17 protein-coding genes are annotated in these 24,480 nt (G+C 43.5%); 15 read left to right on the top strand and 2 right to left on the bottom strand.

All coding sequences use genetic code 11. From position 1 onward, the window contains the following. Nucleotides 1-71: 71 nt before the first annotated feature. Nucleotides 72-821, top strand: coding sequence for a DUF4197 domain-containing protein (locus tag ACRD6K_RS02440; RefSeq protein ID WP_430971931.1), 750 nt, complete (start codon nucleotides 72-74; stop codon nucleotides 819-821). Between the two features lie 140 nt (nucleotides 822-961). Here ACRD6K_RS02440 and mnmL read toward each other — a convergent pair whose 3' ends face one another. Beyond that, nucleotides 962-1,906, bottom strand: coding sequence for a tRNA modification radical SAM protein MnmL/YtqA (mnmL, locus tag ACRD6K_RS02435; RefSeq protein ID WP_299577659.1), 945 nt, complete (start codon nucleotides 1,904-1,906; stop codon nucleotides 962-964). A gap of 237 nt (nucleotides 1,907-2,143) precedes the next feature. Here mnmL and ACRD6K_RS02430 point away from each other — a divergent pair, with 237 nt between their 5' ends. From ACRD6K_RS02430 to ACRD6K_RS02390, 9 genes are all read left to right on the top strand, one after another. Next, nucleotides 2,144-3,676 carry a DUF4301 family protein gene (locus ACRD6K_RS02430; protein WP_430971930.1) on the top strand — a complete coding sequence of 511 codons (1,533 nt, stop codon included), beginning with the start codon at nucleotides 2,144-2,146 and terminating at the stop codon, nucleotides 3,674-3,676. Between the two features lie 51 nt (nucleotides 3,677-3,727). After that, on the top strand, nucleotides 3,728-5,146 hold the full coding sequence (locus ACRD6K_RS02425; RefSeq protein ID WP_430971929.1) for a tetratricopeptide repeat protein: 1,419 nt from the start codon (nucleotides 3,728-3,730) through the stop codon (nucleotides 5,144-5,146). 2 nt (nucleotides 5,147-5,148) lie between these two features. Next, complete coding sequence (locus ACRD6K_RS02420; protein ID WP_299577656.1) at nucleotides 5,149-5,907, top strand: phosphosulfolactate synthase; 759 nt, start codon at nucleotides 5,149-5,151, stop codon at nucleotides 5,905-5,907. A 339-nt stretch (nucleotides 5,908-6,246) separates the two neighbouring features. Then, the gene (locus ACRD6K_RS02415) at nucleotides 6,247-8,508 is read left to right on the top strand and encodes an aconitate hydratase (RefSeq protein ID WP_430971928.1); all 2,262 of its coding nucleotides are present in this window, start codon (nucleotides 6,247-6,249) and stop codon (nucleotides 8,506-8,508) included. A 19-nt stretch (nucleotides 8,509-8,527) separates the two neighbouring features. Then, entirely contained in the window at nucleotides 8,528-9,778 is a 1,251-nt protein-coding gene (locus ACRD6K_RS02410; protein WP_299577654.1) for an isocitrate dehydrogenase (NADP(+)), read from the top strand. Then, nucleotides 9,762-11,030, top strand: coding sequence for an NADP-dependent isocitrate dehydrogenase (gene icd / locus ACRD6K_RS02405; protein ID WP_430971927.1), 1,269 nt, complete (start codon nucleotides 9,762-9,764; stop codon nucleotides 11,028-11,030). The genes ACRD6K_RS02410 and icd overlap by 17 nt, the downstream gene beginning before the upstream one ends. Before the next feature lie 35 nt (nucleotides 11,031-11,065). Continuing rightward, nucleotides 11,066-12,388 carry a citrate (Si)-synthase gene (locus tag ACRD6K_RS02400; RefSeq protein ID WP_430971926.1) on the top strand — a complete coding sequence of 441 codons (1,323 nt, stop codon included), beginning with the start codon at nucleotides 11,066-11,068 and terminating at the stop codon, nucleotides 12,386-12,388. Between the two features lie 231 nt (nucleotides 12,389-12,619). After that, a complete protein-coding gene (locus tag ACRD6K_RS02395; RefSeq protein WP_299577651.1) occupies nucleotides 12,620-13,543 on the top strand; it encodes a YitT family protein in 924 nt (307 codons plus the stop codon). A gap of 87 nt (nucleotides 13,544-13,630) precedes the next feature. Next, entirely contained in the window at nucleotides 13,631-15,919 is a 2,289-nt protein-coding gene (locus ACRD6K_RS02390; protein ID WP_430971925.1) for a patatin-like phospholipase family protein, read from the top strand. A 65-nt stretch (nucleotides 15,920-15,984) separates the two neighbouring features. Here the strand turns inward: ACRD6K_RS02390 and ACRD6K_RS02385 are convergent, their stop codons facing one another. After that, the gene (locus ACRD6K_RS02385) at nucleotides 15,985-17,397 is read right to left on the bottom strand and encodes a glycoside hydrolase family 16 protein (RefSeq protein ID WP_430971924.1); all 1,413 of its coding nucleotides are present in this window, start codon (nucleotides 17,395-17,397) and stop codon (nucleotides 15,985-15,987) included. A 123-nt stretch (nucleotides 17,398-17,520) separates the two neighbouring features. Here ACRD6K_RS02385 and ACRD6K_RS02380 point away from each other — a divergent pair, with 123 nt between their 5' ends. The 5 genes from ACRD6K_RS02380 (at nucleotide 17,521) to ACRD6K_RS02360 (ending at nucleotide 24,449) form a co-directional block, all read left to right on the top strand. After that, complete coding sequence (locus ACRD6K_RS02380; RefSeq protein WP_299577648.1) at nucleotides 17,521-18,624, top strand: gamma-glutamyl-gamma-aminobutyrate hydrolase family protein; 1,104 nt, start codon at nucleotides 17,521-17,523, stop codon at nucleotides 18,622-18,624. A gap of 55 nt (nucleotides 18,625-18,679) precedes the next feature. Further along, on the top strand, nucleotides 18,680-20,254 hold the full coding sequence (locus ACRD6K_RS02375) for a peptide chain release factor 3 (protein WP_299577647.1): 1,575 nt from the start codon (nucleotides 18,680-18,682) through the stop codon (nucleotides 20,252-20,254). A gap of 77 nt (nucleotides 20,255-20,331) precedes the next feature. Next, the gene (locus ACRD6K_RS02370; RefSeq protein WP_299577646.1) at nucleotides 20,332-20,913 is read left to right on the top strand and encodes a DUF2179 domain-containing protein; all 582 of its coding nucleotides are present in this window, start codon (nucleotides 20,332-20,334) and stop codon (nucleotides 20,911-20,913) included. Nucleotides 20,914-21,089: 176 nt separating this feature from the next. Next, on the top strand, nucleotides 21,090-22,259 hold the full coding sequence (locus ACRD6K_RS02365) for a phosphoglycerate dehydrogenase (RefSeq protein ID WP_299577645.1): 1,170 nt from the start codon (nucleotides 21,090-21,092) through the stop codon (nucleotides 22,257-22,259). Between the two features lie 165 nt (nucleotides 22,260-22,424). Next, complete coding sequence (locus ACRD6K_RS02360; protein WP_430971922.1) at nucleotides 22,425-24,449, top strand: transketolase family protein; 2,025 nt, start codon at nucleotides 22,425-22,427, stop codon at nucleotides 24,447-24,449. Nucleotides 24,450-24,480 lie beyond the last annotated feature (31 nt).

The following is a 24,480-nucleotide window of genomic DNA, read 5'->3' as shown; positions in this document are numbered from 1 at the left end:
CAATCACAGGGTTTCTGAATTGACCAAAAGCCCTGTAATTGGGAACGCTAACCTTTTATTCCCCATATACAATGAATACAAGACTGATACTCTTAGGATTATTTATGCTGACACTGTCGGGTTGTGCCGAGATGCAGCAAATGGCCAGAACCATTTATGATGAGCAGAAACCATTGTCGACAACAGAAATTATCGCCGGACTAAAACAAGCGCTGGTGGTTGGAACCGACAGCTCAGTTGCCGAACTATCTGCCATTGATGGTTACTTAAAAGATGAAGCAGTAAAGATTTTGCTCCCCCCTGAGGCGGATATGATCACCAACAACCTGAGCAAACTTCCCGGTGGACAACAGCTGGTTGATAAAGTAATTACCAGCATCAACTCCGCAGCTTCAGATGCGGCCAAAGAAGCTACGCCAATTCTGATTAACAGCATCAAATCAATGAGTATTCAGGATGCAGCCAGTCTGCTTACCGGTGGCGATTATGCTGCAACGGAATACTTGAAACGCACCAATTATGATGCACTGGTAGCACTCTATCAACCCAAGATTGAGGGATCGCTGAACAAGAAAATCATTGGCAACTATTCGGCTCAACAGTCGTGGGACGAAATGACGGGAAAATGGAACCAAGTGGCCGGCACCTTCGTTGGGCAGCTTGCTGAACTTGAAACGGTAGAGACCAATCTGAGTGCCTACCTCACCCAACGAGCCTTGGATGGCTTGTTTCTGAAAATTGGAGAAACCGAGAAAAACATCCGGCAAGATCCGGCTGCCCGGGTAACCGACCTACTGAAAAGGGTATTCGCCCGTCAATAAATTGACCAGAAAAGAAGTCCTTAGCCTGGAGCTACTAACGATCAACTGGATAAGCTTACAAACTACTGATGGATGAATTTCAGCACTTAACAAACTGGTGTACGGAGTTCATCCATCAGCAGTCAAACTCCCTATCAAAATTATTCAAACAGCCTACCCTGCCAGGTGTTTCGTTCCGCCAACCGCTTTTCAACCTTAACCACAAATTCAAAATTCTTCAAACCCCATTTGGGAGCAATTAGTAGGTTTTTGGAAGTTTGGCTAACAAATCGCTCAACCACAATTTCAGGGTTCAACAATTCCAGGTAATCCACAATCAGCTCCACATACTCCTCTGCTGTAAACAAGTGAAAATCCTCCGGCTGTCGGGCAAACTCAACGGCCATTTGGGTTCCTTTATGAATTTGCAACTGATGCAGTTTTAGATTCTCAACCGGCAATTGCGAAATTTCCCGCGCCTGATTCAGCAAGTCATTCCGCGTTTCTCCAGGAAGTCCCAAAATCAAATGCGCACAAGTATGAATGTTGCGGCTGGAAGTTTGCTCAATGGCCCACTTCGCCTGCGCAAAATGATGTCCGCGATTAATGCGATCCAGCGTTTTGTCCTGAACCGACTCCACGCCATATTCCACCATCACATAATAGTCCTTGGAAAGCTCAGCCAGATAATCCAGGATTTCCGGAGTCACACAGTCCGGACGAGTTCCAAGCACCAAGCCAATAACCTGAGGATGCGCCAAGGCTTCCTGATACCTTTGTTTCAACACCTCCAAGTCAGCATAAGTATTCGAATACGCTTGGAAATAGGCTAAGAACCGCATGGTTGGATACTTACGGGAGTAAAAATCAATGCCCTGCTGAACCTGCACGGCAATGCTTTTTTCCGGTCCGCAATAGTCGGGTTGGAAAGACTTGTTGTTGCAATATGAACATCCGTTTCGCGCCTTGACCCCATCCCTGTTCGGGCAGGTAAAGCCAGCATCTACAGCTACTTTTTGCACTCTTCCGTTAAACTTATTTTTAAAATAAGTCGGAAAATCATTAAATCGTTTGTCATGTCCCCAGGGGAAATTCTGATCCGTCATAAATAAATTTGTCCGACAAAAGTAAGGCAAATCTGAAAGAAAAAAGACAATATATGCCTCAAAGATCAATTCGCAAGAAGTCAACCAAATACCCCAGATAATCTATCGCTCTGGAAATGAAAAGTCAATCCGGCCTTATCAACAAATGTTGAAAACTTTAAAACCTTGGCATCGCTTATTGGTTCTATTTCTACAAGCTATTTTTTACCTTTAACGTAATCCGTAAAACAACAACCTATGTTTAATGCAGAAGATTTGGTTTTCATTGAAGAGCGCGGAAGTGATTTAACAACCGTCAAAAAACAAGTAAGAAATTTCGAGCAAGGTTTTCCCTACCTTGAAATAATACAAGCAGCCACAATTGGCAAAGGCATCATCCAACTAAACGAGGATCATGCACAACAGTTTATTGATTTTTTTGAGCACAAACTCGAAAAAGGTATCAGCCTGCTAAAGTTTGTGCCGGCCTCCGGGGCAGCCAGCCGCATGTTTAAAAGTCTGTTTACAGCCAAAGCCCGTCTCGAAAACGGAACCCCTGAAAAAGAGGTGCTACAAGACAAGGAGGTGCAGTGCTTCTTTAACGGACTTAAAAAATTTGCCTTTTATGCTGACCTTGAACGATTAACCGGCAAACCAGTAGAACAGCTTTCAGCCCTTGAAGTACTCAATTTGGTGCTCACTGAGCAAGGACTGAACTACGGCAATCTTCCCAAGGGCTTACTGAAATTTCATCAGTATCAGGATCACTCCCGAACCTCCTTTGAAGAACATTGCGCCGAGGGAGCGCTGTACGCCAAAGACCAACAGGGCAAAGTACAAATGCATTTTACGGTTTCGCCCGAGCATAAACCGGTATTTGAGGCGCACCTGAAAGCCATCAAAAGCAAGTACGAAAAGCTGTTTGGTGTGCACTATGAAGTATCTTTTAGCCAGCAAAAACCGGCGACCGACACGATTGCGGTAGACCTGAACAACAAGCCCTTCCGAAACGGAGACAACAGCCTGCTTTTTCGCCCGGGAGGCCACGGTGCATTAATTGACAACCTGAATGACCTGGATGCAGACCTCATTTTTATAAAAAACATCGACAATGTGGTACCCGATTACCTCAAGGCCGAAACCATCAAGTACAAAAAGGCTCTGGCAGGTTTGCTGCTGAACTACCAGAAACGAATTTTCAATTATCAGCGCGTGCTGGACGAAAGACACTACACGGCACTTGATTGCAAGTTTTACGCGGAAGCATCTGCTTTCCTCGAAAATGTTTTAAACGTAAAACCACCCACGAATCAATATTATGCGGAAAAAGAAGAATTGTATCATTACCTGAAATCGAAGTTCAACCGCCCCATTCGTGTATGCGGCATGGTAAAGAATGAAGGCGAACCCGGCGGCGGCCCCTTTTGGGCAAAAAATGCCGATGAGTCAATTTCGCTTCAGGTAGTTGAAAGCTCCCAAATCAATCTTGAGGACAAAAAACAGGCTGACATTGTAAAGCATGCCACCCACTTCAACCCGGTGGATTTAATTTGTGGAACAAAAAACTACCTCGGAGAACCTTATGATTTGTTATTGCTAAGAGACCCCAGAACCGGATTTATATCCTACAAGTCTAAAGATGGCAAAGAACTCAAAGCGCAGGAACTTCCGGGGCTTTGGAATGGAGCCATGGCGGATTGGAACACCCTGTTTGTTGAAGTTCCGATACTGACTTTCAACCCGGTAAAAACCGTGAACGACTTATTACGAAAAGAGCATCAGCCCGATTAAGTAATTCTAAAAAGTATTATTAAATTTGCAGCTGCATTTTTTTGGGATTCTATGGAAGAAGATTCAAGAGACTTTTACGACAGTGAGGAAATAGGAGAAGCCGTTAAACGCTTTGAAAGGATGATGAAGGCCAACCAAGTTGACTATTTTGATGTTTTTGAAGTAGAAGGCATTGTGGATTATTTTATGGATGAAGGCCAAATGTCAATGGCCAACCTGGCAATTGACAATGGATTGAAAATTCATCCGTCTTCCACTTCACTCCAAATTAAAAAAGCACAGCTCCTTTTGGTGGATGGCAAAGTGGATGAATCACTGGCCATCGTTAATGTTGTTGAGTTAATCGAAGACAGCAACCCCGACATTTTCCTGATCAAAGGCTCGGCCTTAATCATGGAGGGCTTGGTTGAAGAAGCCATTACCGCTTTTGAGCAAGCCATCATGTACAACTACGATGAGAAAGATGAACTGCTTTACAATATCGGAATCACCTTAGGACAGGCCGGAGAAGTCAAAAAAGCCGTTACGTTTTTAGAGCGGGCACACACTGCCAACCCCAAAAACGAGCAGGTTCTTTACGAGCTGGCTTATTATTGCGACAAAGATGATCAGGATGAAAAAAGCATCCTTTATTACAACAAATACCTTGACATTGATCCATTCAATCCCTCGGTTTGGTACAACCTTGGCATCACTTTTAACCGAATTGGTGAGCATGACAAAGCCATTGAAGCCTACGATTTCTCGATTGCCCTAAACGATCAGTTTGAACAGGCCCTGTTCAACAAAGCCAATGCATTGTCGAACAACAACCAATACGAAGAAGCCATTGAATGCTACCTGGAGTATTTGAAAAGCGATAAAAACAATGATGATGCCTACTGCTATTTAGGTGAATGCTACCTGAACATGGATCAGTACAACGATGCATTGGCCAATTACAAAAAAGCATTACGCATCAATAAAAATAATGCCAATGCCTGGTATGGTTCAAGCTTGATCCGATGGATTGAAAACGACCTGCCCGAAAGTCAAACGCTGGTCAAAAAAGCCCTCAAGCTGGATGACACCAATCCGGACTTCTGGCTTATGTACGGGAAAATAAATCATGAACTGGCGGCTTACGAGCAAGGAGAATCAGCCTTTGAAATGGCAACGTCGCTGGATCCGGACAACCGCGAAAGCTGGATTGCCTATGCTGAGATGCAGTACCATCGTGGTATGTTGCAGCAATCCATTAATATCTTGAAAAAAGCACTGGAAGTAATTGCCGACGATTCAAATATCAATTACCGGTTAACAGCTTACCTGCTTGAAAATAATGAAGAACGCTCCGCAACGGATTATTTTGAAATAGCCCTAAGAGCCGATTTCAATAGTTACCGCGATTTATTTGACTATTATCCCAAAGCACAGCAAAACGAGTCGATCAAACAACTCATAAAAGAATACCAATCAACCAATTATTAAAAATGAATTTCAACTTACCCTTTATTCCTGGACGTCCTGAAAAGCCAAGATCATCAGGCATTACGATGGTGATGGACAAAGGGCTTAGCCTCCGCGAAGCCGAAGACTTATGCGAAGTCGCATCAGAATACACTGATTTTGTCAAGCTAGGATTTGGTACCGGCCTGCTAACTCCAGGTGTAAAAGAGAAAATCAAACTGTATCAGCAAGCAGGCATTAAACCCTACTTTGGAGGTACACTGTTCGAAGCATTTATTGCCCGCAATATGTTTGACGACTACCGCAAATTTATTACTGAAAGTGGTGTTGAAACAGCCGAAGTGTCTGACGGTGTTCTTCCCATTGAGCATGACAAAAAATGCGAATACATCAACCTGCTGGCAAAAGATTTTCAGATTTTTTCAGAAGTCGGAACCAAATTAAAAGGCAAGGAGATTAGCAACGAAGAGTGGGTTTCCTGGATGAAAACAGAATTGGAAGCCGGTGCCTGGAAAGTCATTGCTGAAGCACGCGAAAGCGGAAACATGGGTATCTACAAAGAAGATGGCTCAGCCAACAGCCAACTCATCATGGACATTAAAAAAGAAATTGACACCGAACATATTTTATGGGAAGCCCCGCTTAAAAGCCAGCAAGTATGGTTTATCAAATTGTTGGGCTCCAATGTCAACCTGGGGAATATTTCCCAATCGGAAGTCATTCCATTGGAAACACTCCGAAGAGGTCTTCGCGGCGATACGCTGCTAAGCTTCATTCCTTAAACAAGCAGTTTATAGATTATACCCTCTAAACCATCAAGATTCTCTTGGTGGTTTTTTTTTGCAAACTAGCTACCAGCGCCTTACACAACAGCGCTCAGCGAACACTCCCCTTTACGTTCTTCAAAAAAGAACATATTTTCACTTCCCGAATGCAAACCTGACCTTCCTTTTATTTATTCTAAATAAAGAAAAACAGCTTTAAAACATCTAAATAGCTACATATTTTATCACCAAAAATTTGATATCTTAAGCCTATCACAGGAAACCTTTAGCCCTTGTTTTTGTTAAGGAAGATGTAAATATTAAACCGGAAATTACAACCGATTAAAAAACCACAATATGTTTGATTTAGATTTAATAAAGAAAACCTACGAGAATTTTGGCCCTCGTATAACCAAAGCCAGAAACATTTTAAAAAAACCACTCACACTTTCTGAAAAGATTTTGTACACGCACCTTTTCAATCCTGAAGAAGTTGTCAATTTTAAACGTGGCGTTGACTACGTTGATTTTGCGCCCGACCGGGTAGCCATGCAGGATGCAACGGCTCAAATGGCTCTGCTTCAGTTCATGAACTCAGGCAAAAGCCGGACCGCAGTTCCATCTACGGTGCATTGCGATCACTTAATCCAAGCCAGTGTGGGCGGACGAACAGACCTAAAATTTGCCCTCGAAAGCAATAAGGAGGTGTTCAATTTTTTGGAGTCTGTCTCCAATAAATACGGCATCGGATTTTGGAAACCGGGTGCCGGAATTATTCACCAGGTGGTGCTTGAGAATTATGCATTCCCCGGTGGAATGATGATCGGAACCGATTCGCATACAGTAAATGCCGGCGGGTTGGGCATGGTGGCTATTGGTGTCGGTGGTGCCGATGCGGTAGACGTAATGGCCGGTATGGCTTGGGAACTTAAATTTCCCAAATTAATCGGTGTAAAACTCACTGGAAAATTAAACGGCTGGACAGCCCCAAAAGACATTATACTAAAAGTAGCTGGCATACTGACCGTAAAAGGCGGAACAGGTGCTATTATTGAATATTTCGGAGAAGGTGCGGAATCACTTTCTGCAACCGGCAAAGGAACCATCTGTAACATGGGTGCCGAAGTTGGGGCAACCACATCAACCTTTGGCTACGACCAAAGCATGGAACGTTACTTACGGGCAACCGACCGCGCAGAAGTCGCCGATTTGGCCAATGGCATTAAAGAACATTTAACTGCCGACCCCGAAGTTTACGCTCAACCTGAAAAGTACTTCGATCAACTGATCGAAATCAACCTGGATGAGTTGGAACCTCACTTAAACGGGCCGTTTACGCCCGATTTGGCAACTCCAATTTCACAAGTCGCTAAAGTTGCGAAGGAAAAAGGATGGCCAACCAAAATTGAAGTTGGACTGATTGGTTCCTGTACCAATTCATCCTACGAAGATATTTCGCGTGCGGCATCACTGGCACAGCAAGCGGTCGACAAAAAGCTGAAGACCAAATCGGAATTTACCATTACTCCGGGCTCGGAGCAAGTGCGCTACACCATCGAGCGTGATGGATTTATCGATATTTTCAATAAGATTGGAGCAAGTGTTTTTGCGAATGCTTGCGGCCCATGCATCGGACAATGGAACCGCCCGGGGGCCGAAAAAGGAGAAAAGAACACGATTGTGCACTCGTTCAACCGTAACTTCTCTAAACGGGCTGACGGAAACCCCAACACCCATGCCTTTGTAGCTTCTCCGGAACTGGTTACCGCCTTGGCTATTGCTGGTGACTTAACCTTTAACCCGCTCACCGATAAGTTGCTTAATGAGGATGGAAAAGAAGTTAAACTGGATCCGCCAACAGGAGAAGAATTGCCCAGCAAGGGCTTTGCTGTTGAAGATGCCGGTTATCAGGCACCTGCCGAGGATGGCTCTTCAGTTGAAGTCATTGTTTCCCCCGATTCAGAGCGTTTACAACTGCTGAAAGCTTTCGAACCGTGGGATGGTCAAAACCTGAATGGAGCGAAACTGCTGATCAAAGCCGAAGGAAAATGCACCACCGACCACATCTCGATGGCTGGTCCCTGGTTACGCTTCCGTGGGCACCTGAACAACATCTCCAACAACATGCTGATTGGTGCGGTAAATGCCTTTAACAGCGAAACCAACAAGGTGAAAAATCAACTGACAGGAGGCTATGATGAAGTGCCTAAAGTGCAACGCGCTTACAAAGCTGCAGGTATTCCAACCGTTGTTGTTGGTGACCACAATTATGGCGAAGGATCTTCACGCGAACATGCGGCCATGGAGCCTCGCCACCTGGGAGTTAAAGCGGTAATTGTAAAATCCTTTGCCCGGATTCATGAAACCAACCTGAAAAAACAAGGAATGCTGGCACTTACTTTTGCCCAGGAAGCCGATTACGATAAAATTCAGGAAGATGACATCTTTAATTTCATCAACCTGGCTGACTTTGCTCCTGGCAAACCTGTGCAGTTACAGTTGGTTCATGCCGATGGTTCACAAGAAACAATCGAATTAAATCATACTTACAACGCCCAGCAAATTGAATGGTACAAGGCGGGCTCAGCGTTAAATCTGATCAAACAACAAAATAACTAATCAAAATAAGACACCCGTAATGGATAAAATTAAAGTAGCAAATCCAGTTGTTGAACTGGACGGAGATGAAATGACCCGGGTTATTTGGTCATTTATTAAAGAAAAACTCATTTTCCCTTACCTCGATCTGGATATAAAATACTACGATCTGGGAATGGAAAAGCGCGATGAGACGGATGATCAAATTACTGTGGACGCGGCTCACGCCATCAAAAAGTATGGTGTGGGAATTAAGTGTGCCACCATTACTCCTGATGAATTGCGTGTAACCGAGTTCAATTTGAAAAACATGTGGCGTTCGCCGAATGGTACCATCCGTAACATTCTGGGAGGAACTGTTTTCCGCGAACCCATTATCATTAATAACATCCCGCGCCTGGTTCCCGGGTGGAAAAAACCCATTTGCATTGGTCGTCATGCCTTTGGTGACCAATACCGGGCAACCGACTTCCTGACTAAAGGAAAAGGCAAACTTACCATCACCTTCACCCCTGAAGATGGTGGCGAAGTGCAATCGTATGATGTGTATGACTTTGAAGGCGATGGAATAGCCATGGCTATGTACAACACCGATGAATCAATAATTGGATTCGCCCGGGCTTGTATGAATCAGGCACTAAGCAAAAAATGGCCCCTGTACATGTCCACCAAAAATACCATTCTGAAAAAGTACGATGGCCGCTTTAAGGATCTGTTTGAAAAAGTCTTCAATGAAGAATTCAAAGAAAAATTTGAGGCAGCCGGCATCACCTATGAACACCGTTTGATTGATGACATGGTTGCAGCCGCAATGAAGTGGGAAGGAGGCTTTGTGTGGGCTTGTAAAAACTACGATGGGGATGTACAGTCAGATACCGTAGCACAAGGGTTTGGTTCTTTAGGACTGATGACCTCTACGCTGATAACGCCCGATGGAAAAACCATGGAAGCTGAAGCAGCCCACGGCACGGTAACCCGCCACTATCGCCAGCATCAACAAGGAAATCCCACGTCAACCAACCCCATTGCGTCAATTTTTGCATGGACGAGAGGCCTGGCCTTCCGTGGAAAATTGGATGAGAACCAGGCATTGATTGACTTTGCCAACACCTTGGAGCAGGTATGTGTTGAAACGGTTGAAAGTGGCAAAATGACCAAAGACCTGGCACTGATTATTCACGAGAAAGACCTTAAGCAGGAACATTACCTGACAACCGAGGAATTCTTAAATGCCATCGATCAAAACCTGAAAAGCAAAATAACAGCTATAACTCATGGGAGAAAAGATTAAACTTGAAAATGGTCGTTTGATAGTTCCTGATCATCCCATCATTCCCTTTATCCAGGGTGATGGGATTGGCAAGGACATTACCAAGCCGGCCCAAAGCGTATTGGATGCCGCTGTTGAGAAAGCTTATGGTTCTTCCCGAAAACTCATTTGGAAAGAAGTTTTGGCCGGACAAAAGGCATTCAAAGCAACTGGCGATTACCTGCCTCAAGAAACGCTGGATTCCTTTAAAGAGCACTTGGTTGGTATAAAAGGGCCGCTCGAAACCCCTGTTGGCGGCGGCATTCGCTCGCTTAACGTAGCCCTGCGGCAAACACTTGACTTATACGTTTGCCTACGCCCGGTACGTTGGTTTAAAGGGGTCCCCTCTCCTGTTCGCTACCCCTCCATGGTTGATATGCATATCTTCCGGGAAAACACCGAAGACATTTATGCTGGTATCGAATTTGAAATTGGCGATGAGAAAACGAAAAAGTTTCAGGATTTTCTGATCAATGAAATGGGCATAAGCACCCAAATACGTTTTCCGGAAAGCAGCGCTTATGGCGTTAAGCCAATTTCCAAAGATGGCTCCGAGCGATTGGTTCGCTCAGCCATTCAGTATGCCATTACTCGTCATCTCCCATCTGTAACCTTGGTCCATAAAGGAAACATTATGAAGTTTACCGAAGGTGCTTTTAAAAACTGGGGATATGACCTGGCTGAATCGGAATTTGGCAAACAGGTTTTCACCTGGCGCCAGTATCAGCAAATTCAAGCGGAAAAAGGACAGCTTGATGCTTCCAAAGCACTGGAAGAAGCCAAAAAATCCGGAAAAGTCATCATTAAAGATACGATAACCGATGCCTTTTTACAGGATAGCTTGTTACATCCCTATGACCATTCGGTGATTGCCACCATGAACTTAAATGGCGATTACATTTCTGATCAGCTTGCAGCCATGGTCGGCGGCATAGGCATCTCACCAGGCGCCAACATCAACTACCAAAGTGGGTTTGCCATTTTTGAAGCTACCCATGGAACTGCTCCTGATATTGCCGGAACTGGGAAAGCCAACCCCAGCTCCTTGCTTTTGTCCGGAGTGATGATGTTGGAATACCTCGGATGGCATGAGGCTGCTGAACATGTGTTTGATGCCATGGAGCACACCTTTTCCAAACGTCGGGTCACTTCAGATTTGCACACCATGATGGAAAGCGCAACCTTGCTGTCTACTACGGAGTTTGCTGATGAAATAATCCGAAACATTCACTAACTTAAAAGAGAAATCAAACTAAAATACTTTTTAAAATGGAATACATTAAGAATAGGTTTTATCAAAAGGCGAGCAAATGCGTTAGCGAGTACCAACGGATCAAAAATGAGCATGGTGATAAAGTGATTGCCAATGTTACTATTGGTCAGGTAATGACAGGGATGAAAGGCGTTCCCAGCTTAATTACTGACACTTCTAAGTTAGACCCAACCACCGGAATTCGCTTTCGCGGATATACCATCCCGGAACTACGCGAAAAGCTACCCCGCTTAAACCCAGACGGAGAACCACTTCCCGAAGGCTTGTTTTACCTGATGCTCATTGGCGAAATACCAGAACGCGATGATGTTTTAAATATTAGCAAGGACTGGGCCACTCGTGCACATGTACCTCAGCATGTTTTTGACGTGATTGACGCCATTCCGAAGAACTCACGTCCCATGACTCAGTTCAGTTCGGCCATCCTCAGTATGGCTACGGATTCTATTTTTCAAAAAGCTTATCGCGCAGGCGTTCATAAAAAATACTATTGGGACACGACCTATGAAGATGTGATGAACCTGATTGCCCGTCTGCCGCGAATTGCCGCATACATTTACCGTCGTCAGTTTTTCAACGATGAACACATTGAGCCGGATCCACGCTTGGACTGGGCCGGTAACCTGGCACATATGATGGGACACGACAGCGAAGAAGTAAAGCGTTTGCTTCGTTTGTACATGGTTATTCATGCCGATCATGAAGGAGGAAATGTTTCAGCACATACCACCCATTTGGTTGGATCAGCACTTAGTAACCCCTACTATGCTTATGCCGCTGGTATGCTTGGCTTAGCAGGCCCGCTTCATGGTTATGCCAACCAGGAGGTCATCAACTGGATTTTTAGCATGATGCAGGAATTGGACACGGATAGCCCAAGCGAAGAGCAAATTGTAGCCTACACCAAACGTACATTGGATGAAGGACGCGTCATTCCAGGTTATGGGCACGCCGTACTTCGCCAAACCGATCCCCGTTTTACGGCACAACAAGAATTTGCCAAGAAATATGTAAAAGATGATAAGCTCATCAACATTGTGAATACGCTTCACCGTGTCGTTCCTCCAATTCTGGAAGCCACTGGCAAAGTTAAAAACCCTTGGCCTAATGTTGATGCTTACTCGGGCTCCTTGTTGTATTACTATGGCGTGAAAGAACATTCCTTCTACACCGTCCTGTTTGGCGTGTCCAGAGCACTCGGAGTTTTGGCCAGCTTGGTAATGGATCGGCTGTACGGTCTTCCAATTGAACGGCCATCATCTTTCCCGCTCAAGTGGTACCATGAAAAAGCAGGAGAACAAACTCCTCCTAGATGCTAATTCAATAAAATTATATAGCTCTGAAATGCTCTCTTTTACCGGAGAGCATTTTTTTTGCCCAACAACCTAGCTTCACGATAAACCAAGCACAGGCTCATCCATAAAAACCGAAATCCATCTACTACTATCCGGTTTCTCTTTTGCAAAACACTTGCAATTGTTACATTTACTGATAAAAATCACAGCATGTCATGCTTGGCTCACCTTAATTTGCAATAAAAACCGAAACTTATGGCCTTCCTTCAAAAAGAAAAATTATTTACAGTACAATGGTTCAAGGAGTATAGCTTCATCACCATTGGTGCTTTTATTCTTGCAGTTGGTTTTGTCTATTTCATTTCACCACATAAGATTGTTCCTGGTGGCGTATACGGTATTGCTATCGTTGTGCACTACCTTACTGAAGGTGTTTTTTCTTTTTGGCCCGAAGGAATTCCCATCGGACTGTTTGGCTTGATCTTAAACATTCCGTTAACCATTGCCGGAATTAAAATCCTGGGCCCCCGCTTTGGCGTAAAAACAGTGATTGGCTTTGTACTTTCATCCGTATTTATGGATCTGATAACTTACATGCGTGCTGATGGCAATGCTCCTTTAGTTGAAGACGTATTACTATCCTGTGTGTTTGGAGGCGTGCTTATTGGCTTTGGTTTAGGCCTCATTTTTAAGTCACGTGCCACCTCTGGCGGATCGGATATTATTGCCATGATCATTGCCAAGTACACCGGCATCCAACTTGGGCAACTCCTGATTTATGTTGATTCAGCCATCGTTCTGATTGGGCTTGCAGCTTTTGGCGAATGGCAAATTCCCCTCTACTCCTGGTTGGTGATCTACATCACGGGCCGTGCTATTGACATTACCATCGAAGGATCTAATTACAACAAGGCTTTGTTTATCATTTCCGACAAACATGATGAAATCAAAAATAAAATTCTGGTCGATCTGGAACGTGGAGGAACTTACTTGAAAGGGCAAGGAATGTTTAGCGGCGAAGAGAAAGAAATTATTTATACCGTTGTCAGCCGTCGCGAAGTGATTATTTTGGAACAATACATTAGTCAAATTGACCCGAATGCCTTTATTACCGTAATGGACACCAGCGAAATTCTGGGGGAAGGATTTCAGAACCTAAAAGTGAAAATTGACCCATAAGTATATTTTATTTCTTCAGCAAAAGGAAAGTTAGGGCACAAATGCTTAATTTAGTAGGTCAAAAACCTGTTACTAGTTATTATTCCCATGAAAGCTTTTCTTCTTACACTCCTGTTGTCTGTTTCAATCCTTTTTGCCAATGCTCAATCTGTTGGACTTGTTCTTAGCGGTGGCGGAGCAAAAGGTCTGGCACACATTGGTGTTATTCGGGCAATGGAAGAAAACAACATCCCTATTGACTACATTTCCGGAACTTCCATGGGGGCTATTGTAGGCGGACTTTATGCTGCCGGTTACACCCCCGATGAAATGGAAGAGCTCTTCCAGTCGGAACAGTTTATGTTTTGGGCCACCGGAAAAATACAGGAAGAATACCGCTACTACTTCAGAAAACTGGAACAAACCCCGGCGTGGCTGAATCTTGATCTTCAGAAAACAGAAGATAGACTTAAGATTTTACTGCCGACCAATATTATCCCTGAAGAGCAAATTGACTTTGCCTTTATGGAGATGTTTTCATCCACCAACGCCGTGTGCAACTATGATTTTAACAACCTGATGGTTCCTTTTTTGTGCATTGCGACCGATATTTATGAAAACAAAGAGGTTGAACTGAGGGATGGCGATTTAGGAGAAGCTATCCGTGCTTCCATGACCTTTCCTCTTTATTTTAAACCCATTACAATTGATGGTGTTTTGGTGTTTGACGGCGGAATTGTCAATAACTTTCCGGTTAAAAATACCATTGAAGCCTTTCAACCCGACATCATTATTGGACATAAAGTTGCCAACAACTCAAAACAACCAAGTCAGGATGACGTAATGGCACAGCTGGAAAACATGATCATGCAAAAAACCGATTATGAAGTTCCGGAAAATAAAGGGCTTTTGCTGGAAACCTCCTTTTCCAATGTCAACTTACTTGATTTCAACAAAATTTTGACCATTGAAGAGGCCGGCTACAAAACCACGCTGGCTCAAATGGATAGCATCAAAATGCTCATAAAAAGAAGAGTTTCTCAAGAAACCCTGACACAAAAACGACGAAACTTCAATCTTCGGAAACCGGAACTGCTGTTTCAAAACATACAGGTTGAAGGCGTTACCGACCCCATGCAGCGCAAATACATCATACAGAGTGTGAAGCACAAAAACAATGTGATCAACCTGGATGAACTTCGACATGAATATTTTAAACTTGTGGCCGATCCTCAGCTCCGGTCGATCCGCCCGGTCTCCTTTTATAACAAAGAAACCGGCTATTTTGACCTGCACCTGAAAGTAACGAAAGAAAAGTCGCTGGAAATCAAGTTTGGTGGCAATGTTTCAACCAAGCCCATCAACCAAGGCTTCCTGAGTCTGGACTACCTGTTTTTTGATAACCGGGCCTATACCTTGAGTACTAACATTTATTTTGGACGTTTTTACAGTTCAATAAAAGCCGGTGGACGCATTGATTTTCCCACCAGTCTTCCGTTTTACCTTTCGGGCTACCTCACCCTTAACCGCTGGGATTTTTTCACCAGCAGCAACGAATTTTTCTTTGAAGATGTAAGTTCTCCCTATATTATTCAGGATGAAAACAACGTTCGCTTCGAACTTGGTTTTCCGGTGAAAACCCATGGAAAGCTAACCCTTGGCACCAGCTTCTCGTCGGCAGCAGACGCTTATTATTTTAATGAATCGATTAAAAAAGATGATAGCTCTGAAGAAACAAAGTTCGATGCTTTTTCGACCAAAATCAGCTTTGAGCGTAATTCTCAAAACTACAAGCAATATGCCACCGAAGGCTTGTCTTCGGAATTGAATTTTACTTACACCGTTGGCAGTGAGAAACACAAACCAGGCACCAATTCTCCTCTTAACCGGGAGTATAACGGCTCGCAAGATTATTACACGCTAAAGGCCAAATATGAACGCTACTACCCCATCAGCCGGAATTTCAGCCTGGGTTTTGAAGTTGATGGCGTGTTTAGCAACAAAAAGTTTCTGAATAACTATACGGCAACCATGCTCGCAGCCAATACTTTTTCACCAACTCCTTTTAGTCAAACCCTGTTTATGAAGAAATACCGGGCCAATAAATACCTGGCTTCCGGCTTAAAAACAATTTTTAACCTCAGCAACCAAATGCACTTCCGCCTTGAAGGCTATTCATTTACTCCGGCCCAGGAAATCATCCTTGGTGAGAATTTTCAGGCAGCCTATGCCTCTGATTATTTTTCAACCTTAAACCTAATGGCAATGGGAGGTCTTGTTTATCATTCCGGACTTGGGCCATTAAGTTTAACGCTGAATTATTTCGACAAAGAGAATACGAAATTTTATGTGGTGTTCAGCTTTGGCTATGTCCTTTTCAATAAACGGGGGTATTAATATAAAAAAAGGCTGTTCAGTTATAGTAATAACCAAACAGCCCAACCAATTATTTTTTTCTGTTTTTAAGATTTTCTCTTTTGATAAAACCTAACCCAGTCCACATCAAACTGATGGGAAGCTGACTGGCTATCCTGAATAACCAGCGATGTTAAGTTCAAAAACATCGGATAGTCCGGAACATTGGAATTTACTGCAAACAACTCCTTGTCATTGATTTTCCAGCTAAGCTTGCCTTTTTCCCAAACCATGGAGAAAATGTACAGCTTGCCGGCTGATAAGCCCGACAAGGAAAAGTTCACTTCTGCCTGCCCTGCTGGTGAAGCACTTAAGCCAAACTGACTCTTGGCCCCACACTCGAATAAATTAAGCCGTGCCCCATTTTGTTCGCCTCCCAAGTAAAAAACATCCTGAAAGTTCTTATCCGGGTTATACTTAATTTTGGCTTCTAAAATACCATATTGAGCTTCAAAAATTCCACCTGTGGTCAGGCTGTCCGACGAATAATCCATTTCCTTTTCAACAAAACCCAAAACCGGGTTCCAAACCAAGCCTTTCCGCTTTTCCTTTTTGACTTGAATTCGAAGGCGTTCCCCGGCTATTTGTACATTTTTCCCATCGGCGAAAGCCTGTAAATCGCCATGTTGCGAAAAATTCTTTCCGACGGTCTTCTCGGCCCAATAATTAATGGTTTTCCATTTGGACCGATCCAACTCCGTGTTCTCAAACTGGTCCTCAAAAACCAGTTCCCAGTTTTTAGGAAAATCCAGAGCATTGGTATTCTTGTATTTTTGATAGAGCTGTATTTCCGGCTTATTTTTCAATTCCAGGTAACGCTGTTCTTCTTTGTGCTCCTGACTTTTCTCCCATTTCTTCGGGTCTTCCAGGTAGTTTTTGCGCTCTTTAAATTCGTCCGACTCAATCACAGCTTTCAGCTCATTAAAGGTACGTCGTTCCTCTGATTTCTGCATGTGCAGATAGTTCTTATAAGCTGCTGAATTGGGGTATTTCAGGAAGAACTGTACATCGGCTGATGCTTTTAGCTGCTTAAACTCTTCCCTAAGGGCTTTGCTTTCTTCTTCGGAAGCACCTGCTCCTTGTTGGATAATTCTTTCCAGTTCGAAATAACGATCCAAGTCATTTCCCTCTTTCAGATTTTCGTAGCGTTTCAAATCGGCCGAATCTGCCACCTGCAAGTATTGCTGCAAGCGTTTGTTTCGTTTTAGTTTGTTAAACTGTTTCAATTGCCGCTCTTCAGAGCTGCCTTTAAATTTCAATTTTTTCAGTTGTGCCTTCGCTTTCTTGAAAGAACCAGACTTTACTTTTTCTTCCAACAGCAAAAACTCTTTCAGTTCATCCGATTGTTCAACTTGTACAAATACATGATAATCTTTCCAAAGAGAGTCTTTTTGCGATTCGATCTTTGAAGTGGCTTTAATACCGCCAAAGGTATTTAGCAGAAACAGTTTTAGAGACATGTTGATCCTTTTACTTCAGGTTTATGAGATTTAAAAATAATAATAAAAAAGTTAGTTAGTAACATTTTTTAGCATCTCTCAGAAAAATATTAATTTCAACACCTGAAAAACAATCCTGCACCTATGAAAATGAATAAACGTACGCTCCTCTTTCTGTTTGTTTTAAGCTTTATCTTCCACTTTCCAATCTTTGCTCAGGATTATTTCAAGGATGGTGGAGAAGCGGGAAAGACTTACCTGCTTATGGCGCATCCTACAGTAGAGAACATAAAAACCATGAAATACCTGATCGACAATAATATTCTGTTTGTAGGCGAAACAGAGATTGTTGGCGTTTACTATAGTTTCGAAAACTACAACTACAGCCAGTCGGTGGATTACATTCATGAAAATGAACTGGAGAATTTCCACCTTCAACACTTAACAGGCATGTTAACGCCGGAAAACATTTATACGGAAAATGACTTCTCGGCCAATTTTGAGATTATCTTTCAGCAAACCCTGGGCATCTTTTTCTTTGGTGGTCCCGATATTCAGCCAGCTTTATACCAGGAAGAAAATAACTATGCAGTCGTTACCGATCCTTACAGGCACTTGTTCGAGCTTAGCTTTCTGTTTCATCTTCTGGGAGGACCTCAAAACCCCGACTTTGTGCCGCTGCTGGAGCAGAACCCCAAATATTTTATTGGTGGATTTTGCCTGGGTATGCAAAGTATGAATGTGGCCACCGGTGGAACTTTGGTTCAGGATATTCCGGCTGAAGTATACGGGATTGATGAGCCGGCCGAAATTGTTCAATTAGAACAGGATAAAATACACCGGAACTACTGGCAGGAAATTTTTGAAAATGACCAGTTGATGTCTGTCAGCTTTCATCACCTGCATTTGCCAGAAGATGGTTTTTTTAGAAATGACGTGAAGTGGCGTGGAACCACCTCTCCGCCTGTACTCAGTTCTCACCACCAGGCCGTTGAAAACTTAAATGACTGCTGGGAAGTAACAGCTTGGTCAAAAGACAAAAAAGTCATTGAAGGCATTCGCCATAAAAAGTACCCCAATGTTTTTGCCTTCCAATTTCATCCTGAAGATACAACCTTGTTTGCTCCGGCAGACTCCTTGCTGTTCTCTCCTTCTGATCAACCCCGAACATACAACGAACGGATTGGAGCGGAAGGGGTGAAATTTCATAAAAAGATATGGCGATTGATATCCAAATCCATTCAATAAACCGACACCTGATTATTCTACAAAAAATTCTATTTTTGCAGCTCAAATAAAATGTATGGGCTTAAAAGACGAGATTAAACGCAGAAGAACTTTTGGAATTGTAAGTCATCCGGATGCCGGAAAAACAACCCTGACAGAAAAGCTTCTGCTCTTTGGTGGCGCCATTCGCGTAGCCGGAGCTGTAAAAAGTAATAAAATCAAAAAAGGAGCCACTTCCGACTTCATGGAAATTGAGCGGCAAAGGGGAATCTCGGTAGCCACTTCGGTTATGGGCTTCGAATACCGGGATTATAAAATCAATATCCTGGATACTCCGGGTCACCAGGATTTCCAGGAAGACACGTTCCGGACACTTACTGCGGTTGACAGTGTTATTATTGTCATTGATGCAGCCAAGGGGGTAGAACCACAAACTGAAAAGTTGATGAATGTTTGCCGAATGCGCAAAACACCCGTCATTGTTTTTATTAATAAGCTCGACCGCCCAACTCAGGATACATTTGACCTGTTGGATGAAATTGAAAATCAACTTCAGATTAAAACCCGCCCTTTAAGCTGGCCCATCAACAGTGGTCCCGACTTTAAAGGCGTATATAACATATACAACCAAAGCCTTCGCCTGTTCGATGCTAATGTGCAGGAAATTGAAGAAGGAATCGCCTTTAAAGACATCAACAGTCCGGAGCTTGAAAAATACATTGGCGATGATGCCGATGAGTTACGCGAAGAACTGGAACTGGTGGAAGGCGTTTATCCCGAATTTAATCACGAAGACTACTTACAAGGTAACCTCGCTCCGGTATTTTTTGGTAGTGCCCTTTACAATTTCGGAGTTCAGGAGTTATTGGATGCTTTTGTAGAAATAGCCCCTACTCCTCGTCCTAGCTTTACGGAAGAGCGGGAAGTAAAACCAGAAGAGGATCAGTTTAGTGGGTTCATTTTCAAAATTCACGCGAATATTGACCCCAACCACCGCAGCCGAATTGCCTTCGTAAAGATCTGCTCCGGAAAGTTTGAACGAAACAAACCCTACAAACACATCCGCAGCGGAAAATCACTCCGCATATCAAGTCCCACTGCTTTTATGGCTTCTCAAAAAGAAATCATTGAAGAGGCCTATCCGGGTGATATCATTGGTGTTCCTGACTCCGGAAACCTGGTTATTGGCGATTCTATTACCGGGGGTGAAGAAATTCATTTTAAAGGTCTGCCCAGCTTCTCGCCCGAACTGTTCCGCTACATTGAAAATGCGGATCCAATGAAATCGAAGCAATTAGCCAAGGGAATTGACCAGCTGATGGACGAAGGTGTTGCACAGCTGTTCACCAACCAATTTAACGGTCGAAAAATTATTGGAACCGTAGGTCAGCTTCAGTTTGAAGTAATTGAGTATCGTTTGCTGCACGAATATGGCGCAAAATGTCGCTTTGAAAACCTGCCCATGCACAAAGCCTGCTGGATTGAGTGCAGCGATCCTAAGCGTCTCCGCGAATTTAAACAACGGAAACATCAGAAAATGGCAACTGACAAACGCGGACGTGACGTATTCATGGCCGATTCCAGCTTCATTCTGCAAATGGCCCAGGATGAGTTTAAAGACATCAAGTTCCATTTTACCAGCGAATTTTAGGTAACAGGCGGACTTTTAGTCCGCTTGCCTTTCAAGGTATATTTTTCTACTTTTAGAAAAAACATGACAGACTGACTATGGAAATTCTAACCCTTAATTTTACCGATGGCGATCTGTTTTCCTATATTCTTCTGCCACTATTAATTTTCTTTGCCCGCATTAGTGATGTAACCGTTGGAACCCTTCGTATTGTGATGGTCTCCAAAGGACAAAAACTAATCGCTCCCCTACTTGGATTTTTCGAGGTCATTATCTGGTTGATTACCATGAGTAAAATCATCCAAAACATTGACAATTGGGTCGCTTATGTTGCCTATGGTGCCGGGTTTGCAACCGGAAATTATGTTGGATTAATTATTGAAGAAAAGTTGGCTGTTGGCATTGTTCAACTTCAGATTATAACCCGAAAGAGTGCCCAGAATTTAATTGCCAAGCTGAAAGCCAGTGGCTATGGCATTACTCACCATGAAGCCCAGGGAGCTGTCGAAAAAGTCGCTGTCATCTATACCATCATCAAACGTAATGAATTAAACAAAGTGCTTGAAATCATGCGCACTTACAACCCCAACGCATTTTATTCCATTGAAGACGTCAAATCGATCGGCAAGAGCATGCCCCAACAGGTAAAAGGCAGTTTTCGGTGGCGCAAAGGGAAATAAGTTTCTTCCTTCCTGTTCCTCCTTTTAGCATTGTGTACGGAACGTTATCAAAAGCTTCAGATTCTTAAAAAACAAAAACAAAAAAGATCAATTCTTAAATAAAATTCTGATATTTGTCAGACTTTTTTAAACTTCTCAAACAAAGCTAAAATCATAACATCAAAAAATTTAATAATATGTTTAAGATTCAAACCTTAAATAAGATTGATCCTGTTGGTTTAAAAAACTTCCCTTTAGATCAATACGAAATTGCCAGTGAGTTTTCAAATCCCGATGGAATTATTGTGCGCAGCATGAAAATGCACGACATGGAATTGCCATCAAACCTGAAAGCCATTGCCCGTGCGGGAGCAGGTGTCAATAATATTCCAATTGAAAAATGCACCAACCAGGGTGTTGTTGTTTTTAATACTCCCGGAGCCAATGCCCACGCTGTAAAAGAATTAACCATTGCCGGCCTCCTGCTGGCTTCGCGCGATATTGCAGGTTCTATTGAATGGGCCAAAACATTGATTGGCAAGGGCGATGAAGTTCCTGCTTTAATTGAAGCAGGCAAGAAGAACTTTGCCGGACAAGAGATTCGTGGAAAAACGCTGGCTGTTATCGGACTGGGTGCTATTGGTGTTTTAGTGGCCAACGCCGCACAAGCTCTTGGCATGAATGTTTTAGGATATGACCCGTTTATTTCGGTAAAACATGCCTGGAAACTAAGCCGCAATGTAAAACAAGCCGAAGGCATGGAATCGTTGCTTGCTAATGCAGACTACGTAACCCTGCAGATCCCCTTAACTCCGGAAACCAAAGGTTTTATCAATAAGGATAAATTCAAGATGATGAAAGACGGCGTTCGGGTGCTCAACTTCGCGCGTGGAGGTCTGGTGAACAACCAGGATTTGGCCGCTGCTATTGAGGCAGGTAAAGTTGCACGCTACATCACGGATTTTCCCGATGAAGAAACCCTGAAAATGGACAAGGTAATTTCCATTCCTCACCTGGGAGCTTCAACGGCTGAATCGGAAACCAACTGCGCTGTGATGGCTGTTGATGAAATCAGAGAATTCCTGGAAAACGGCAATATCATTAACTCGGTAAATTTTCCTGCAGCTGAAATGGAGCGCACAGGAGGAGCACGTATTGTGGTGGCTAACAAAAACGTCCCCAATATGGTTAGCCAAATCTCGACCTTATTAGCTGGCGAGGGCTACAACATTGCCAACATGCTTAACCGCAACAAAGCAGACATTGCTTACAACATCATTGATGTTGACCGAAAAGAAGCTGATCTTTCCTTAATTGACAAAATTGGAGCAATCGATGGAGTCATCATGGTAAGAATCATTCAATAAGGATCTTACAACACAAACGGATACCGGCTCGCATTAAGCTTTTTGCTTTATTCAGCCGGTATCTTTCTTTTTATTCTTCTCACTTCGTAAATAATCTTAATTTTGCAAGCGTTTGAAAAAACGCACTAGAACTGGATAATTTTAATTCTGGCAAAAAATAGAATCATGAGTAACAAGTTGATCGAAAAAGCTGCAGATAATGTTCGCATTCTTTCTGCCGCAATGGTTGAAAAAGCAAAATCCGGCCATCCTGGTGGTGCCATGGGCGGAGCTGATTTTGTAAGCGTATTGTATTCTGAGTTTTTGAACTACGACCCTTCAGACATGAGCTGGGCTAATCGTGACCGCTTCTTTTTGGATCCGGGACACATGTCGCCCATGTTGTATTCCATTTTGTCTTTAACAGGCAAATACAGTATGGAAGACCTGGCAAACTTCCGCCAGTGGGGAAGCGTTACCCCCGGGCATCCCGAGGTGGATGTTGAGCGCGGCGTTGAAAATACGTCTGGTCCGCTGGGACAAGGACACACCATGGCCGTTGGTGCAGCAATTGTTGAGCGCTTTATGGTAGCTCGTTTTGGCGAATGGATGGCTCATAAAACCTACGCTTTCATTTCAGACGGTGGTATTCAGGAAGAAATTTCGCAGGGAGCCGGACGAATTGCCGGATTTTTGGGATTGAGCAACCTGGTCATGTTCTATGATTCAAACGATATCCAGCTTTCAACAGAAACAGACGAGGTATCAACTGAAGATACTGCTAAAAAATACGAAGCCTGGGGATGGAATGTCCTCACAATTGATGGCAACAGCCACGATGCTCTTCGTGAGGCTCTGAAAACAGCTAACGCAGAAACTGAAAAGCCAACCCTGATTATTGGTAAAACCATTATGGGTAAAGGTGCGATGACAGAAACTGGCGAAAGTTTCGAACGCAAAGTTTCAACACACGGACAGCCTCTGGGAGCTGCAGGAGCATCATTAGACAAAACAATTGCCAACTTGGGCGGCGATCCTAAAAACCCGTTCCAAATCTTCCCTGAAGTGGAAGACTTATTCAAAAAGCGCAACGAAGAGCTAATTGCAGCAGCAGCTGTGAAGAAAGCCGAGCAAGCCGAATGGGCAAAAGCCAATCCGGAACTGGCCCAAAAACTGGAGAAATTCTACTCACAAGAAGCGCCTGAATTTGACTTTAGCAAAATCCAACAAAAAGCGGGAACAGCCACTCGTGCTGCTTCGGCAACCGTATTGGCCGCTTTTGCTGAAGAGGTTGAAAATATGATCGTATCTTCAGCTGACTTGTCAAACTCAGACAAAACCGATGGTTTCCTGAAGAAAACAACTGCTTTCAGCAAAGGTGACTTCACTGGAGCTTTCCTTCAAGCTGGTGTTTGTGAGTTAACCATGGCCTCCATCATGAATGGTATGGCCCTGCACGGCGGTGTAATTCCGGTGTGCGGTACTTTCTTTGTTTTCAGCGATTACCAAAAACCAGCTATCCGAATGGCTGCCTTGATGGAATTGCCTGTAAAATACGTATGGACACACGATGCTTTCCGCGTAGGAGAAGATGGTCCTACCCACCAGCCTGTTGAGCAAGAGGCTCAAATTCGTCTGATGGAGAAATTGAAAAACCACAAAGGTGAAAATTCAACCTTGGTATTGCGTCCGGCTGATGCAGAAGAAACAACAGTAGCCTGGAAACTGGCTTTGGAGAACACAAAAACGCCAACAGCATTAATCCTGTCGCGTCAGAACATTCCGAACCTTCCGGGTGAAAATCGTTATGCCGATGCGTTAAAATCGGAAAAAGGTGCTTACATCGTTACTGATTCTGAAGGAACACCGGATGTTATTTTGCTGGCCAGTGGATCTGAAGTTGCCACATTGGTTGCCGGAGCTGAATTACTGGAAAAAGAAAACATCAAATGCCGCATTGTTTCAGTTCCTTCCGAAGGACTATTCAGAAGCCAAACACCTGAATACCAAAATGAAGTACTGCCAGCAGGCGTGAAAAAATTTGGTTTGACTGCTGGCTTGCCTGTTAACCTTGAAGGGTTGGTTGGCGCTGATGGAACTGTTTTCGGATTGGATTCGTTTGGATTCTCAGCCCCTTACACGGTGCTGGATGAGAAATTAGGATTCAACGCACAAAACGTTTACAATCAACTGAAAAAGCTGTTAGCTTAATCACACACTATAATAAATCAGAAAAGGCCGG

Source organism: Sunxiuqinia rutila (assembly GCF_050589705.1).
Taxonomy (GTDB): domain Bacteria; phylum Bacteroidota; class Bacteroidia; order Bacteroidales; family Prolixibacteraceae; genus Sunxiuqinia; species Sunxiuqinia rutila.
The sequence above is the reverse complement of the archived record's forward strand: the minus strand, read 5'-3'. Positions and strand labels throughout refer to the sequence as shown.

Excerpts from the sequence above, each read along its gene's own strand:
- ACRD6K_RS02440 (WP_430971931.1), top strand. The coding sequence starts at position 72 with ATGAATACAAGACTGATACTCTTAGGATTATTTATGCTGACACTGTCG.
- mnmL (WP_299577659.1), bottom strand. The coding sequence starts at position 1,906 with ATGACGGATCAGAATTTCCCCTGGGGACATGACAAACGATTTAATGAT.
- ACRD6K_RS02430 (WP_430971930.1), top strand. The coding sequence starts at position 2,144 with ATGTTTAATGCAGAAGATTTGGTTTTCATTGAAGAGCGCGGAAGTGAT.
- ACRD6K_RS02425 (WP_430971929.1), top strand. The coding sequence starts at position 3,728 with ATGGAAGAAGATTCAAGAGACTTTTACGACAGTGAGGAAATAGGAGAA.
- ACRD6K_RS02420 (WP_299577656.1), top strand. The coding sequence starts at position 5,149 with ATGAATTTCAACTTACCCTTTATTCCTGGACGTCCTGAAAAGCCAAGA.
- ACRD6K_RS02415 (WP_430971928.1), top strand. The coding sequence starts at position 6,247 with ATGTTTGATTTAGATTTAATAAAGAAAACCTACGAGAATTTTGGCCCT.
- ACRD6K_RS02410 (WP_299577654.1), top strand. The coding sequence starts at position 8,528 with ATGGATAAAATTAAAGTAGCAAATCCAGTTGTTGAACTGGACGGAGAT.
- icd (WP_430971927.1), top strand. The coding sequence starts at position 9,762 with ATGGGAGAAAAGATTAAACTTGAAAATGGTCGTTTGATAGTTCCTGAT.
- ACRD6K_RS02400 (WP_430971926.1), top strand. The coding sequence starts at position 11,066 with ATGGAATACATTAAGAATAGGTTTTATCAAAAGGCGAGCAAATGCGTT.
- ACRD6K_RS02395 (WP_299577651.1), top strand. The coding sequence starts at position 12,620 with ATGGCCTTCCTTCAAAAAGAAAAATTATTTACAGTACAATGGTTCAAG.
- ACRD6K_RS02390 (WP_430971925.1), top strand. The coding sequence starts at position 13,631 with ATGAAAGCTTTTCTTCTTACACTCCTGTTGTCTGTTTCAATCCTTTTT.
- ACRD6K_RS02385 (WP_430971924.1), bottom strand. The coding sequence starts at position 17,397 with ATGTCTCTAAAACTGTTTCTGCTAAATACCTTTGGCGGTATTAAAGCC.
- ACRD6K_RS02380 (WP_299577648.1), top strand. The coding sequence starts at position 17,521 with ATGAAAATGAATAAACGTACGCTCCTCTTTCTGTTTGTTTTAAGCTTT.
- ACRD6K_RS02375 (WP_299577647.1), top strand. The coding sequence starts at position 18,680 with ATGGGCTTAAAAGACGAGATTAAACGCAGAAGAACTTTTGGAATTGTA.
- ACRD6K_RS02370 (WP_299577646.1), top strand. The coding sequence starts at position 20,332 with ATGGAAATTCTAACCCTTAATTTTACCGATGGCGATCTGTTTTCCTAT.
- ACRD6K_RS02365 (WP_299577645.1), top strand. The coding sequence starts at position 21,090 with ATGTTTAAGATTCAAACCTTAAATAAGATTGATCCTGTTGGTTTAAAA.
- ACRD6K_RS02360 (WP_430971922.1), top strand. The coding sequence starts at position 22,425 with ATGAGTAACAAGTTGATCGAAAAAGCTGCAGATAATGTTCGCATTCTT.